This window comes from Fuchsiella alkaliacetigena (assembly GCF_023227765.1).
GTDB classification, from domain to species: Bacteria; Bacillota; Halanaerobiia; order Halobacteroidales; family Acetohalobiaceae; genus Fuchsiella; species Fuchsiella alkaliacetigena.
In genome coordinates, this window is sequence record NZ_JALKBZ010000055.1 from 1 (window position 1) to 14,475 (window position 14,475).

Genomic DNA, 14,475 nt, shown 5'->3' on the forward strand with positions numbered 1-14,475 from the left:
ATATAGATAGATCTTCAAGCGTTTTTATAACTTTTATATAGTTTTTGCTAGTATTTTAACAACTGTTACAACCTCCTCGATTACTATTATATGGGCGTTAGCTTAAGCTAGATTTTGGTGGCTAGAAAAACAGGTGTTAAATTAAAATTCATCATAAATATCTATTTCCCTCTTGAAATATACAAAAAATAAAGTCGGGCCCTTTAGCCCAACTTCATTTGAAGCTCATTCATTTTTTCTAAAGAATCTAAAACTTTATCTGCAAAATAGCGATGCATATTCAAATCGGTAGTTAATTCCGGATGAAAAGAAGTAGCTAGTAGATTATCCTCTTCTACAGCTACTATTTTCTCTTTCAGTTCCAATAATACCTCTGTATTCTTACCCACCGCAGTCACAAAAGGTGCCCTAATAAAAACCAAAGGAATTTTATCCTCAGCCAGCTTAGGAATAACCGCCTGACTCTTAAAGCTAGCCAATTGATTACCGTAAGCATTACGCTTAACGGTAATCTCCATCAAATTTAAATAGGACTCTGCTGCGCCTTCAATTTCTTTAGCTAAAAGAATCATCCCCGCACAAGTACCCCAGATAGGCAAGCCGGCCTTAGCTCTTTCAATAATTATCTGCTTCAAATCGAATATATCCAGCAGTTTACCCATAGTCGTACTCTCCCCACCGGGTAGAATCAATCCATCTATCTCTCTTAACTCTTGCTCTTTTTTAACAGCTACTGGATTAACCCCAGGAAGCTTTGCCAACATCTCTAAATGCTCTCGAACTCCTCCCTGTAAGTCCAGCACCCCTATTTTGAGCATTTTTACCAACCCCGATCGGCTAATTTCTCATTCTCAGGTAGAGTATCTATATTAATTCCTACCATAGCTTCGCCAATATTCTCAGAAACTTCAGCAATAATTTCAGCATCCTCATAATGAGCAACTGCTTTCACGATAGCCTGAGCTCTCTGCTCCGGATTACCAGACTTAAAGATCCCTGAGCCAACAAATACTCCATCACAGCCAAGCTGCATCATCATCGCTGCATCTGCTGGCGTAGCCACTCCCCCGGCTGCAAAGTTAATTACCGGTAATTCTCCATTTTCAGCTACATACTTAACTAAATCAAAAGGAGCTCTCATCTCTTTAGCAGCCGCCATCAACTCACCGCTATCCATAGTAGTCAAGCTGCGCATTTGAGCATTAATTTTCCGTACATGGCGCACCGCTTCTACCACATTACCGGTTCCGGCTTCGCCCTTAGTTCTCATCATGCTAGCTCCTTCACCAATTCTACGTAAAGCCTCACCTAGGTTAGTAGCTCCACAAACAAAAGGAACTTCAAACTCCGTTTTATCAATATGATTATCCTCATCAGCCGGAGTCAAAACCTCACTTTCATCTATATAATCCACTCCTAAAGCTTCCAAAACTTGAGCTTCTACAAAATGTCCAATTCTAGCCTTAGCCATTACTGGAATCGAAACTGTTTCAATAATCTCTTTAATCATAGCTGGATCAGAAGCCCTAGCTACTCCACCCTGTTGGCGAATATCAGCCGGAACTCTTTCCAAAGCCATAACTGCTACTGCGCCAGAGTCTTCGGCAATTCTAGCTTCCTCAGCATCAGTAACATCCATAATTACTCCACCTTTTAACATCTGAGCTAAATTCTTATTCAGTCCATATCGTTCTTTCATTTCCTCGTTCCCCCTCTAATTATTTCCTAATTAATGATATTGTATGGGTTCATTATTATAAATATTCTTTTTGTACCCATAGATTATTATGGCAAACTATAATTGTATTGTCAAGATTAATTTGCTAATATCTATTAGAATATCTATTAGTCTATACAAAATAAAAAAATTGAGTCTAACAGCTAAAAAGCTGCTAGACTCATCAAGTTTAAAACTTCAATTTACCCGAAACAAAGATATTTTCTGCCTCATCTATTGAAAAATCTAGGCTCAACGCTGAAGTATCAATTCCCAAACCAGCAGTAAAGACTCTAGTTTCTTCATCCTGCTCTAAGTTAAAGCCTTCCTGATAGGCGCCAGCTCGCAGCTTAAGAGCATTTAAAATGCTCCTTTCTAATCCGAAATGTAAGGTATCAACACCTTGTTCTCTAAAAACTATATCCCCAGTTAAAGTACCAATACCTGAAGCCTGGCTTTTTACTCCTACTGCTAGCTCTCTATCTAAGGTGTTACCCAAACTCGAAAGATCCTCTTCCCAGTCAATATCAGCAATCAAGTTACGAGCCTTAACTCCTACAGTAATCCAATCAGAAAAAGAATGAAGCAGCCCCAGATCCAAGCTATACCCTTGTCCAGTAAAACTGTTCTGGCTTTCTTCCTCACCGCTTAATTCTAAAGAATCATAACTTCCATAAATCCCCTTGATATTGGCACCAAAGCTATGAAATACAGGAAGCCTGTGGGTAGATAAGTTCAACACTCCTGTCTTTAACTCCAACTTCTCAGCCTGTTTATAATTATCTTCAACCTTGCTTCGATAGCTCTTTTCTTCAAAAAAAGCTACTCCAAAGCTTTGAAAACTAATTGCTGCCTGATCCTGAATAGTTATTTCCCCATCCTCAGGCAAAGATAAATCCTCATGGTCACCTATATTCAAAAATATATCGAGCTCATCTATCTCGTCATAATCAAAAGCAAAACTACCACCTCTACCTAAGATCAACTCAGAATAATCCAGTCCAGCTCTATTAGCTGGATTCCAGTAAATAGCCTCGGCTCCCTCAGCTAAAGCCGTAACTGCACCTCCCAAGGCGTGGGCCCGAGCTCCTGACGGAGTATGTTCTTGAGCAAAAACCAAACCATTAAAACTCAAAGTTAATACTAGCATCAAAAATAAACTAATTAGCTTACTCATATAATTCACCTCATTTTTAAGCTTAATCCTGCTTTATCTAAGTAAGAATAATCTATACTACTATTTGTTAATATAGATATTAATTTGTAAGAAAATGTGATCTTTATCCCGTACCAGTATAATAATATCATAAATACAGCTATTTTACCACAGCAAAAAAGATAAATTTAGCTTTCCAACAAACTCAAAATTAACACATATTATAATATTCATCCAAGCTACACCAAATATTACCTTATTTAGATATAGAATGAACCTCTATAATTATCTCTTGCAAAAACAAGATAGAGGAAATAACTTGCAACAGTATTAAATAAAATATATACTGTAGTTAAAATAATCAATCTCACAAGGAGGTGAGCGATATGAAGAATAAAGAAAAGATTATCATTGGTCATCAAAATCCCGATACTGATTCTATATGTTCGACCATTGCCTATGCTGAATTCAAAGAAAAAAACGGCGAAAAAGCTATAGCAGCTAGGTGTGGAAAATTAAACCCTGAAACTAAGTTTGTATTAGACTACTTTGGAGTTCCGACTCCCAAATTAATTAGCGATGTTTATCCTAGGGTTAAAGATACTATGCAGCAGGATAACTTAAAAGTAGTCAGTCCAGATACCCCACTTAAGGAAGTAGGAGAAATTTTGAAAACAGAACAAGTTAAATTAGTCTCAATAGTTAATCAAGAAAAAAAGTTACTAGGTATAATTACAGCTGCCGACCTTGCCTATAACTACTTAGAGGAGTTAAACATTAACTCAATGCGCAAAATTCCCACTTCCTTAAAAAACATAGTCAAAACCTTAGCCGGAGAACTAATTAATAAGCAGCAAAATCTCGATTCAGAACTAAACGGCAGGGTCTTTACAGGAGCTATGGCTACTGAAACTATGGCTAACTACATCAAAGCTGGAGATATTGGTCTCTTAGGCAATAGACCTGCAGCTCAAAAAGCTGCTTTAGAGGCTGGAGCTTCCTGTTTAATAATTACTGGTAACCTAGAGATAAATAAAGAGATCGAAGACTTAGCTATTCAAAAAAAAGCTACTCTAATTAAGGTGCCTTACGATACCTTTACTGCCGCTAAGCTAATTGGAATGAGTATTCCGATCAGCCAAGTAATGAGAAGCGAAGTAAAAAGCTTTTATCCTGAAGAGTTAATAGCGGATATCAAAGAAGAAATAATTCATTTTAAACACCGAACTTATCCAGTTATCAACCATCAAAATAAACTATTAGGTTTAATCTCAGCTCAAAACTTAATCAACTTACAGAGAAAAGAACTAATCTTAGTAGATCATAATGAAAAAAGCCAAGCTGTGGAAGGAATTGAAGCAGCTAATATAATAGAAATTATCGACCATCATCGCCTAGGCGATCTAGAAACCCTAGAGCCTATTTTAGTTCGCAATCAACCTGTAGGCAGCACAGCAACTATTATTGCTAAGCTATACTTACAGTCTTCAATAGAATTAAATAAAAAAATAGCTGGACTACTATTAGCAGCCATTCTTTCGGATACTGTTATTTTTCGCTCTCCCACCTGTACAGAACTGGATAAAAAAATTGCTAACAAGCTAGCTCAGAAAACTGATTTAGATAGCCAAGAGTTTGGCAAAGAAATATTCAAAGCCGGTTCTGTAGTTAATAAGTTAGAACCTAAAGAAATGATTTTAAATGATTTTAAAGAGTATGCGTTTGATAGTCAAAAAATAGGAGTAGGCCAAATTGAAGTAATGGATTTAGCAGAGTTCAAAAAACATCAACCAAAAACCTTAACTGCACTCCATGAATTAAAAGAAGAAGAAAACTATCAGCATCTATTTTTAATGGTAACTGATATCTTAAATGAAGGAAGTCTACTCCTCTTTGACAAAGCAGCCACCAACTTAGTCACTGCTGCTTTTACAGCTCCCCAAAATGAGACTAGTATCTACTTAGCAGATACCATGTCTCGTAAAAAACAGGTGATACCTTCTCTATCCACTTCCTTGATAAAAGAGTAAAAAGTTGTGATAGGACAACTTATACTCTTAATAAGATGTAACAAGAAGAACTAATAAACTCTAAAAGTTGAATTTTTAATGAAAGTCAAGGAGGTTTTATCTTGTCTAAAATTACCCAAAAAGGGGCTTATCTAAAAGCAGCCGGGGCTATATTTATTACTATCTCTTTTGTTATTTTTTCCGAAGCAGCTTTTCGGGCAGCTCTGCAAGGATTAAATACCTGGTGGGAAGTAGTATTTCCAGCTTTGCTGCCTTTCTTTATTATGTCGGAAATCTTAATGGGATTAGGAGCGGTTAACTTTTTAGGTGCTTTATTAGAACCCTTAATGCGACCGCTCTTTAAACTACCCGGAGTAGGAGCCTTTGCCTTTGCTATGGGCTTAGCTGCTGGCTACCCCATTGGAGCCAAAATCACCGGGGACTTACGAAGGCAAAGGCTATGTACCCAAGTAGAAGGAGAAAGATTAGTAGCCTTCTGTAACACCGCTGATCCTTTATTTCTCATTGGGGCAGTAGCGGTAGGAATGTTTGGTCAACCTGAATTAGGAGTTACTATTGCTATGGCTCACTATATCGCCTGTATTTTAGTAGGTTTTGCGCTGCGATTTTATCAACCTAAAACGAATAATCAAGATGTTAAAAAAAGAGCTCGCAGCGAAAAAGGAATAATCAAGTATTCTTTAGCTGAGCTATATCGGGCCCGCAAAGAGGATGCTCGTCCTCTCAGTCAGCTTTTAGGTGATGCAGTGATTGAATCAGTCAATACACTCCTGCTAATCGGCGGCTTTATCGTTCTCTTTTCCGTAATTACAGAAGTCTTACATTTAATCGGCTTTACCAGTATAGTTACTGTCGTCCTCCTGCCAATTATTGAACCTCTAAATTTAGATCAATCTTTAATCTTACCTATTATCAGCGGTATAATGGAAATCACTAATGGAGCTAATTTAGCTAGTCAGTCTACAGCCCCTTTAGCTCAACAACTCAGTATCGCTAGTGGAATTATCGCTTGGAGCGGTCTTTCAGTTCACGCTCAAGTAGCATCTATGATCCAAGACACCGATATTCGGATGAAACCCTACTTTATAGCTAGATTCTTACACGCAGTCTTAGCTGCTTTAACTACTGTTTTCTTATTTAAACCAATAAAAGGAATTAGCACTCCAGACGCTTTACCGGTATTTGTAGATCACAGTTACCAATTAAGTAATCTCCACTTAGGAATTAGTTATTTAGAAAGGCTTAGTTTTTTAAGTATCAGTCTAATGACTTTACTAAGCTCTCTAGCCATTATTTCACTGCTGATTTATTTAATACATAAAATAAAAATAGTTATGATAAAACTATAAGCTAATCCCTTTTCGATATTAGCTCCAATAAAATAACTCAAAAAATAGCTAAATCACTTTAAAGGCATTCTGCAATTCTATCCCTGAATTATAAACTATATTTCTTGTGTTAGTATAAAATTACGGATACATTTAGTTGAATAATATAAAGTATTTACAGTTACTTGGAAATCAAAGCAGTTTTTAGCTTAACACCACTTAAGTTACCTAGCTTACCTGTTAAGGCTCCTACTTGATCAGAAGTTCCTTCTATCATTAAAGAAATCAAAGATAACTCCAACTCTGGCGAAGGAATACCCATTCTCCCAATAATAATTTCAGCATGTTCACTCAAAACTTGATTAATTTCCTCAGCTGTCTGCTCTCTATCCTCAACTATAATTCCGATCACGCCAATTCTTTTATTCATCTCAATCGCCTCCTTATACTTCTTAAAACTATTAGTCTTATAATATCGAAATAGTTATTTCCAAGTCAAGTATAAGTACAATTTTTTTAATTATAATCAAAAAATGTGCTTTATTTAACAAAACAGTTGAAAAAATAACCATTATTAGTTATAATAAAGATAGTTACTTACAAATATCCTTATAGAAAGGGAGTACTCCTGATCTAAAGGGATCAAAAATAAAGCAAAACTCTTAGTGAGAGGGAGGGCCTGACCACGCAGAGATGCCAAGAATTTTTTAGTGATAACTATTGATAGTTGAGCAATCCTTAATAGCTAGGATTTGTTTAACTATCTTTTTTGTTTTTCCACTAGCTTAAAATATACTACCTTAGAGGTGATTAGAATGCCTACAAATTTTATTAAAGCTGAAAAATTAAAAAGTATTTTAGCATCAGCAAAACCAACTGCTGAAAAGATAGAACAAGTCATTAATAAAGCTTTAAATAAAGAGCGTCTGAGCTTAACAGAAACTGCTTTATTGCTAAAAGCAGAAAAAAAAGACTGGATTGACAAAATTTTTGCAGCAGCTAAAAAATTGAAGCAGATTATTTATGGCGACCGGGTAGTACTTTTTGCCCCACTGTATATCGGCAATAAATGTATTAATAACTGCCAATACTGTGGTTTTAAGGCTAGCAATACCGAGGTTCAACGCTGCACTTTAAGCGATAAAGAGATCGAAACTCAAGTTAAGGCTCTAGAAAACCAAGGCCAGAAACGTTTAATTCTGGTCTACGGAGAACATCCGGACTACGATGCCGAGTTTATTGCTCACACTGTAAAGCTGGTTTACCAAACTAAAGAAGAACTAGGAGAAATTCGACGGGTCAATATCAATGCTGCTCCGCTGAAAGTAGCAGACTATCGCCAGTTAAAGGAGGTGGGTATTGGTACCTATCAAATCTTTCAGGAGACCTATCATCCTCCTACCTATCAACGTTTACATCCTAGCGGGCCCAAAGCCGACTTCCAATGGCGCATAACGGGACTGGATCGAGCTATGCAAGCTGGATTGGATGATGTAGGAATTGGAGCTTTATTTGGGCTCTACAACTGGAAATATGAAGTCTTAGGACTGTTAGCCCATACAGAGCATCTAGAAGAAAATTATGGAGTAGGCCCGCATACCATCTCCTTCCCTCGTCTCAATCCAGCTACTAATGTAGAGCTGGATGAAGAGTACCTAGTCAATGATGAAGAGTTTAAACGTCTGGTAGCTATATTGCGCTTAGCCGTGCCCTATACCGGCTTAATACTTACCGCCCGAGAAAAAGCTGAACTGCGCCGAGAAGTAATGGAGTTAGGCGTTTCCCAGATCGATGCTGGAACTAGAATAGAAATGAAAGGCTATACTAAAACTGAGACAAAACAAAACTTAAATAAAGAACAGTTTAAACTAGGCGATACCCGCTCTTTAGAAGCAGTAATCCACGAATTAATTAATGACGGCTATCTCCCTTCCTTCTGTACCGCGTGTTATCGCCTAGGTCGTACCGGAGAACACTTTATGGAGTTTGCTACCCCAGGCTTTATTAAAAGATACTGCACTCCTAATGCTCTACTAACCTTTAAGGAGTATTTAGAGGACTACGCCTCACAGCGCAATCAAGAGATAGGCCAAAAGCTGCTTAAACAAAAGTTAACAGCTATAAAAAAGCCCGCTTTGCAAAGAGAAATTAAAAAGAAACTGGAGAGGATAGAAAATGGAGCCCGAGATCTTTGCTTTTAAGAATAAGCTAAGTGAGTTAATCCCTGCCGAAGAAATGAAAGTCTGGCTATGCAAAAAAGAAGGAAAAAGACGTAATTTTATCTTCAAACTAGGCCAAGAACAGTTTAGCACTCCCCAGACAGTGGCTGAAAATCAAGAGTACTGTCTCTTAGCTCAACAGATAGATGAACAGTTAAAAAAAGATTTAACCGCTATCTTTAATCACTACTTAGAAAGAAGGTGTGAGTAATGAATTTAGAAAAAATGCTGTCTCAAAAAGAAATAACTCGCTCAGACTTAACTTACTTAATGAAATTAAAATCACAGTCAAAACTGGATAAGTTATATAGGGCAGCCTATAAAGTAAAGGCTGAACATGTAGGGCCCAAAGTTTATTACCGAGGTCTAATAGAGTTTAGCAATCAATGCCAAAAAAACTGTTTTTACTGTGGAATCAGAAAGGATAATCAGCAAGTACAAAGGTTTACGATTAGTGAAAAAGAAATTTTAGCTGCTGCTCGCTGGGCCCATGAAAATAATTACGGCTCTTTAGTCCTCCAGTCTGGGGAACTACAAAATGAAGAGTTCATTGATTTTGTAGAAAAAATAATTAAAAAAATCAAAAAACTCAGTCAAAATGAGCTAGGTATTACTTTATCTCTAGGTGAACAAAAAAAGGAAACTTATCAACGCTGGTTTGCTGCTGGAGCTCATCGTTATCTGCTGCGCATAGAAAGCTCTAAACAGGAGTTATACCAGCAGCTCCACCCCGAAGAACATAGCTTTAAAAGACGCCTTCAGTGCCTAAAAAATTTAAAAGAATTAGGCTATCAAGTAGGTAGTGGAGTCATGATCGGACTACCAGGACAAAGTATAGAAGATCTAGTCGAGGATCTACTTTTCTTCAAGCAGTTCTCTATCGATATGGTAGGAATGGGCCCTTATGTACTCCACCCTCACACTCCCCTAGCTAGAAGTATCGATAAAGAAGACAGTTTAAAACAAAGAAACTTAAAATGGAGCTTAAAAATGATAGCTCTGTTACGACTGCTAATGCCTGATATCAATATTGCTGCTACCACAGCTTTACAGGCTTTAGATCCAGTAGGTAGGGAAAAAGCTCTCCAGGCTGGAGCAAATGTGATAATGCCTATTATCACTCCCCAAAAATATCGTCTGGACTACCAGCTTTATGAGGATAAACCCTGTGTAGATGAAAAGGCCAGCGACTGCAAAGACTGTTTAGAAGCTAGAATTAATTCGGTAGGCGATGAAATTGCTTATGGAGAGTGGGGAGATTCTCCGCATTACTTTAAGCGTATTCAACACAAAAGAACTGGAGGTACTACAAATGCAAAAGACACCCCGAGCCAATAGATTACACATAGCTATTTTTGGTCGTCGTAATGCCGGTAAGTCCAGTTTAGTTAATGCTTTAACTAATCAAGATTTAGCTGTAGTTTCCGAAGTAGCCGGCACCACCACCGATCCAGTTTACAAGCTAATGGAGATTCTACCTCTAGGGCCAGTAGTGATCATCGATACTGCCGGTATCGACGACGTAGGACAACTAGGAGAATTAAGAGTTAAGAAAACTAAAGAAGTAATGAGTAGAACCGACCTAGCCCTAGTAGTTATCGATCCTGAAAGCGGAGTAGATAATTATGAAGAGAAGTTAATCGCTGAATTAAATAAAAGAGAAATCCCTATAGTAGGAGTAGTAAATAAAGAGGATAAGTTTACTCAGATCAACCTCTCATCTTTAAGCAAAAAATTAGGTATAGAGCTATTGACAGTTAGCGCTACTGAAAAAACTGGAATTGATGAGTTAAAGGAAGAGATGATTCTCCAAGCTCCAGAGAAGTTTGAAAGATTAAATATTATCGGCGACTTAATTAAACCTGAAGAAGTAGTAATACTGGTAGTACCTATTGATGCTGCTGCTCCTAAAGGACGTTTAATTTTACCGCAGATGCAGACCTTACGAGATGTATTGGATAATGATGCTCAAGGAGTGGTAGTTAAAGAAGAACAGCTGAAGTCAGCTTTAAACAGCCTTAAAGAAAAGCCAAAAATTGTAGTTACTGATTCCCAAGCCTTTGAACAAGTAGCAAGGGAAGTCCCTCCAGATATTCTGCTGACTGGCTTTTCAATTCTTTTTGCTCGCTATAAAGGTGATTTGCAGATTTACACTAAGGGGGTCAAAGCACTAGCTAACTTAAAGCCAGGAGCTAAAGTCTTAATCGCTGAAAACTGCACCCATCATCGCACTGCTGAAGATATAGGTACTGTTAAAATTCCGCGCTGGCTAGAAGAAATTGCTGGCGGGCAACTGAACTTTAAGCATGTAGCCGGTCGCGAATTTGCTGAAGAAATCAAAAATTATGACCTAGTTGTACAGTGCGGAGGCTGTATGACTAACCGCAAGGAGATTTTATACCGTTTAAAAAAGGCCGAAAGTTCTGAAGTTCCTATAGTTAATTACGGAATGTTAATTGCTTATGTACACGGGATATTGAGTAGGGCCCTAGAACCCTTCCCCACAGCTAAAAAGATCTGGGCGGAAGAATAAACTGAGTAAAAAAGATCTATTAGAAGCTAAGCAGGAGCAATTAATCTAAGCAAAGTCTAAGCGCTTCAATAAGCTATCCACTTTTTCTGCCCTCTCTGCTCCTGTCTCACCTGAAGCTTTAGCTAAAAGCCGGGCCCGAATCTGCTTCCCCGGCAGCTTATCTGTATCGACTATATAACCTTCCTCTTTAAAATACTCCTCTAATTCTGCCAACTTCTGATTCCTAAAGTTAGTAACGGCTCCTTGGCGCATCTTCTTAATAATAGCCTCAGCATCCCGGCCTACCTCGACTGCTAACTGACTAACCTCTTCAATAAAATTCTCACTAACTGCTCCTGAATCCCAAAGAGTTGAACGATCTACCAACTTACCTCGACCCAAGTGCCAAGAGTCCACAAACTCCTCTAATAATAATCCCAGCTCTTTGACTTCTGCTAACAGCTCTTCTTGCTCACTAGAAATAAAATCCCAGTTTTCAGTTTTAAGCAAAGCTTTTAACTGCCCCCAGCTATCAATACCCAGTTTAAGCAGTTGCTCCAATAGCTCTGTATCTTCTACTAAATACCATAGATGAGCTGCTGAAGCTCCCTGACGAGGATTAAAAGCTGTTACAGAAAGTAGCTCTTTATATTCCCAGTGAGACTCAGGAGCCGCAGGAATCTCCTCAACTTCCAGCACTAACTCAGTCGACTGTAGATTTTTCTCAGTTAAATCAAACTGTTTTATCTCTCGTTTTTCACTAAGCTCAATTACATTACATTCCAAGTTGCTTTGATTAGCCAATAAAGAAGTCCACTGAACTACCTCATCTTCTCGGGCAGTAAAGTAAAAACACTGTCGTCCCTCGCCAAGTAATTCCATAACCGCTTCGATAACTGATTTAGCTCTCTGCTGGTCAGCATTAGCCAAAGCTTCATCCAGATAAAGCGGTAAGACCAACCCCTGCTCTTGCTGAATTATAAAGGCCATTCTAACAGCTAATAACAGTTGAACCCGAATACCGCTAGATAGCTGGGCTAGACTCTTTTCTTGATCAGCTACGGTATCAAAGGCCTTAAAAGAAGGTTGATCCCCTTTAGCAAAGCGCAACTCATAACTACCCAGAGTGATACTAGTAAATAACTGCTGAGCTTGCTGAAAAACCTTGGATTTTTTAGCCGGTCTATTAGCCTGCTGAAGATGCTCAAACAACATCTGTCCTGTCAGTTGAGCATAGTCCTCTTGCAACTCTTCTTCCAGTTCAGCTAGGGCCCGTTCCTGCTCAAGTAAAGCCTTTTCAGCATTATTTTCCTGTTTAGCCAGCTCAAGCTTAGTTTCAATTTCATTAATTGACCTTTGTACCTCTTCATAAGCTGCTGCTTGGGCTGCCAGCTCTCTTTTTCTTTCTTTTAACTTTGCTAAATCTTCCTGTAACAGAGATTGATTAAAGTTGCTATACTTCTTAAGCTCCTGCTTCTTACTTTGATAAAGCAATTCCTGCTCCGCTAGCTGCTGCTGAGCTTGCTGATAATCATCATACTGCTGACAAAGCTTTTTCAGTCCTAGTTGATCATCCACCTTTAAGTTAAGCCGAGTAAATAGCTCCTCCTTTTCTGCTTCCAACTCAGCCAGTCTTTTTTCAGTTTCAGCCAAACTTTGCTGAGCTTGTTCTTGATCTCTTCGGGCCCGCTGAAACTTATTATTTCGTTCCTCCAATTGATTAATATTACTCCTGAGTTCACTAAAATCAGTCGTCTCCTTATAACCGTAATCCACCAACAGATCATTTAACTGCGCTAAGAGTCGCTTGTACTCCCTTTCTCGTCCCTCCAAACGCCGACTAAGAGCCACTACTTCACTATAAGCATCCTGCCAGCGGCTTAAACGATTAGTCAAGTAGTACAGGGTCTGTTCATCACCAGTATTAGGCGCCACGCCAAAACGTTCTATTAGCTGTTGGCGCTGTCTAGCTAACTCCTTTTGTTCTGCCACTAAGTTTTGATACTCTGCCTCTCTGGAAGCCCAATACTGATCACATCTTGCAAATAAATTAATCTCAGCTACTAATTCACGAAGCTCCGTTAAGCGGGCCCTAACCTGTTTCGTTTTCCACCTTTGCGGCTGCTTAATTTCTAACTGCCTAAACTTACTTTGAAAAGTTCCTCTAGAGTCAATACTTAAACTACCCTTTAGCAGCCCATAAGCTCCAAATCCAGCTCCGAATAACAAGAACAATAAAAACCAGGGATTAATTAGCCAACCCATAATCACAGCCATTAAGCTTACTATCAAAGTAGCAGCTCTAGAAATAACTTGCAGTTCCTGTTTTTGCTGATGTTTCATCGGCGGCTCTTGCAGCCAGTCCTCTAAATACTGAATTCCCTGCTCTACAGTTCTTTTATCAGCGGGCAGTTCTGCTTCTACCTTAAGCAAATCCTTAAGCAGATTAAAAGAATGGAGCTTATTATGTACTCGCTCCGCCCTTCGGGCCAGCTCCCGGAGCTGATTATACCCCACTCTCGGCAACTGAGCTAAGTCCTCAACTACCAGAAAATCACTAAAATTCTTGCGCTCCTCTTCTTCTTTAGCTTTATTGGCAGCCAATTTTTCCTTTAAACTGCTGATTGCTTCTCTTTTAGTCTGGAGTCTATCTCGCTTCTCCTTAAGAATATTCAATAATCTATCCTCTACTCCAACTGAAGGCAGTTCCACCTCCGTCAATACTGCCTCAGCTTTATCAAGCTCCTGCTGAGCTTCTTTGCTCCTTTCTTTTTCTTGATTTATCTTTTTTTGCAGCTCTGCTAGCCGCTCTTCTTCAGTACCAGTAAGCCTTTGCATTTGCTCTGGAAAGCGATTACACCTTTGGCGAGCCTGAATCAAATCCCTCTTAAGCTTAACTAAATTAATTACTTCTTTAATCAACTCCAACTCCTGCTGGGCCTCTTTAATCTCGGCTAACTGCTTTTTTAGCTCTGCTAAGCTGCTTTCTTCTCGTTTCAACTCTTCTTGCTTTCTAGAAATCCGCTGCAACTCTGCTATTTTAGCCTCAGCTACCTCGGTTCTGCTGTTACGCTGAGCAGGTTTAGCTTTAAAATCAAGCTTCTGAGCTGCTTCAGCTAACTGATAACCTCCCGCCGACTCCTCTAGAATCACCTCAGCAAAAGACTGATTCTTAGTCTCCTTTTGTAGTAACTCATGTAGAGATAAGTAGTAACGATCCTTAAACTCCACAGCAGGTAGTGGTGGTGAAGAATGAGGGCGCCCCTCCTGATAATAAGCTACTTGGCCAGCCTTAATTTCTGCTGACCACTTCGTCTCCCCCAGCTTAAACTTCCCTTGTAAAAAAGCATCCTCAGCTGCCTGGCCAGGCCAAAGCAAAGTTTGAAAAGCTTTAGCTAAAGTAGTTTTCCCAACAGCATTAGGACCGTAAATAATATTGGATCTCTGACTAATGTTGTGAAGAAAAATATGTAAATTTCAAAAATAAAAATGCATTTGACCAGGCTTTCTCTA

Annotated in this window: 11 protein-coding genes; 6 read left to right on the forward strand and 5 right to left on the reverse strand. The window is 38.8% G+C overall.

The window, feature by feature from the left end; all coding sequences use genetic code 11:
* Positions 1-203: 203 nt before the first annotated feature.
* From pdxT to MWH30_RS11815, 3 genes are all read right to left on the reverse strand, one after another.
* Entirely contained in the window at positions 204-818 is a 615-nt protein-coding gene (gene pdxT / locus MWH30_RS11805; RefSeq protein WP_248664294.1) for a pyridoxal 5'-phosphate synthase glutaminase subunit PdxT, read from the reverse strand.
* A gap of 2 nt (positions 819-820) precedes the next feature.
* Positions 821-1,699 carry a pyridoxal 5'-phosphate synthase lyase subunit PdxS gene (gene pdxS, locus MWH30_RS11810; RefSeq protein ID WP_248664295.1) on the reverse strand — a complete coding sequence of 293 codons (879 nt, stop codon included), beginning with the start codon at positions 1,697-1,699 and terminating at the stop codon, positions 821-823.
* A gap of 208 nt (positions 1,700-1,907) precedes the next feature.
* Complete coding sequence (locus MWH30_RS11815) at positions 1,908-2,894, reverse strand: PorV/PorQ family protein (RefSeq protein ID WP_248664296.1); 987 nt, start codon at positions 2,892-2,894, stop codon at positions 1,908-1,910.
* Positions 2,895-3,259: 365 nt separating this feature from the next.
* Between MWH30_RS11815 and MWH30_RS11820 the strand changes: the two genes are divergently transcribed.
* Together MWH30_RS11820 and spoVV are read left to right on the forward strand one after the other, a co-directional pair.
* Entirely contained in the window at positions 3,260-4,903 is a 1,644-nt protein-coding gene (locus MWH30_RS11820; RefSeq protein ID WP_248664297.1) for a putative manganese-dependent inorganic diphosphatase, read from the forward strand.
* 101 nt (positions 4,904-5,004) lie between these two features.
* Positions 5,005-6,252: a dipicolinic acid transporter SpoVV gene (spoVV, locus tag MWH30_RS11825; protein WP_248664298.1), complete on the forward strand. Its 1,248-nt coding sequence runs from the start codon at positions 5,005-5,007 to the stop codon at positions 6,250-6,252.
* A 160-nt stretch (positions 6,253-6,412) separates the two neighbouring features.
* Here spoVV and MWH30_RS11830 read toward each other — a convergent pair whose 3' ends face one another.
* The gene (locus MWH30_RS11830; RefSeq protein ID WP_248664299.1) at positions 6,413-6,661 is read right to left on the reverse strand and encodes a TM1266 family iron-only hydrogenase system putative regulator; all 249 of its coding nucleotides are present in this window, start codon (positions 6,659-6,661) and stop codon (positions 6,413-6,415) included.
* Between the two features lie 385 nt (positions 6,662-7,046).
* Between MWH30_RS11830 and hydG the strand changes: the two genes are divergently transcribed.
* From hydG to hydF, 4 genes are read left to right on the forward strand one after another with little or no spacing between them, the layout of a single operon-like run.
* Positions 7,047-8,432 (forward strand): [FeFe] hydrogenase H-cluster radical SAM maturase HydG, encoded by a 1,386-nt coding sequence (hydG, locus tag MWH30_RS11835; RefSeq protein ID WP_248664300.1) that lies wholly within the window; start codon positions 7,047-7,049, stop codon positions 8,430-8,432.
* Positions 8,407-8,661, forward strand: coding sequence for a hypothetical protein (locus tag MWH30_RS11840; RefSeq protein ID WP_248664301.1), 255 nt, complete (start codon positions 8,407-8,409; stop codon positions 8,659-8,661). The genes hydG and MWH30_RS11840 overlap by 26 nt, the downstream gene beginning before the upstream one ends.
* Positions 8,661-9,788: a [FeFe] hydrogenase H-cluster radical SAM maturase HydE gene (hydE, locus tag MWH30_RS11845; protein ID WP_248664302.1), complete on the forward strand. Its 1,128-nt coding sequence runs from the start codon at positions 8,661-8,663 to the stop codon at positions 9,786-9,788. The genes MWH30_RS11840 and hydE overlap by 1 nt, the downstream gene beginning before the upstream one ends.
* Complete coding sequence (gene hydF / locus MWH30_RS11850) at positions 9,763-10,983, forward strand: [FeFe] hydrogenase H-cluster maturation GTPase HydF (protein ID WP_248664303.1); 1,221 nt, start codon at positions 9,763-9,765, stop codon at positions 10,981-10,983. The genes hydE and hydF overlap by 26 nt, the downstream gene beginning before the upstream one ends.
* A 45-nt stretch (positions 10,984-11,028) precedes the next feature.
* On the opposite strand, the gene MWH30_RS11855 is transcribed toward hydF, so the two are convergent.
* A complete protein-coding gene (locus tag MWH30_RS11855) occupies positions 11,029-14,340 on the reverse strand; it encodes an AAA family ATPase (protein ID WP_248664304.1) in 3,312 nt (1,103 codons plus the stop codon).
* Between the last annotated feature and the right edge of the window lie 135 nt (positions 14,341-14,475).

What these genes read in the sequence shown, in the direction of transcription:
- pdxT (WP_248664294.1), bottom strand. Translation starts at nt 818, where the DNA reads ATGCTCAAAATAGGGGTGCTGGACTTACAGGGAGGAGTTCGAGAGCAT.
- MWH30_RS11830 (WP_248664299.1), bottom strand. Translation starts at nt 6,661, where the DNA reads ATGAATAAAAGAATTGGCGTGATCGGAATTATAGTTGAGGATAGAGAG.
- hydG (WP_248664300.1), top strand. Translation starts at nt 7,047, where the DNA reads ATGCCTACAAATTTTATTAAAGCTGAAAAATTAAAAAGTATTTTAGCA.
- MWH30_RS11820 (WP_248664297.1), top strand. Translation starts at nt 3,260, where the DNA reads ATGAAGAATAAAGAAAAGATTATCATTGGTCATCAAAATCCCGATACT.
- MWH30_RS11815 (WP_248664296.1), bottom strand. Translation starts at nt 2,894, where the DNA reads ATGAGTAAGCTAATTAGTTTATTTTTGATGCTAGTATTAACTTTGAGT.
- hydE (WP_248664302.1), top strand. Translation starts at nt 8,661, where the DNA reads ATGAATTTAGAAAAAATGCTGTCTCAAAAAGAAATAACTCGCTCAGAC.
- pdxS (WP_248664295.1), bottom strand. Translation starts at nt 1,699, where the DNA reads ATGAAAGAACGATATGGACTGAATAAGAATTTAGCTCAGATGTTAAAA.
- MWH30_RS11840 (WP_248664301.1), top strand. Translation starts at nt 8,407, where the DNA reads ATGGAGCCCGAGATCTTTGCTTTTAAGAATAAGCTAAGTGAGTTAATC.
- hydF (WP_248664303.1), top strand. Translation starts at nt 9,763, where the DNA reads ATGCAAAAGACACCCCGAGCCAATAGATTACACATAGCTATTTTTGGT.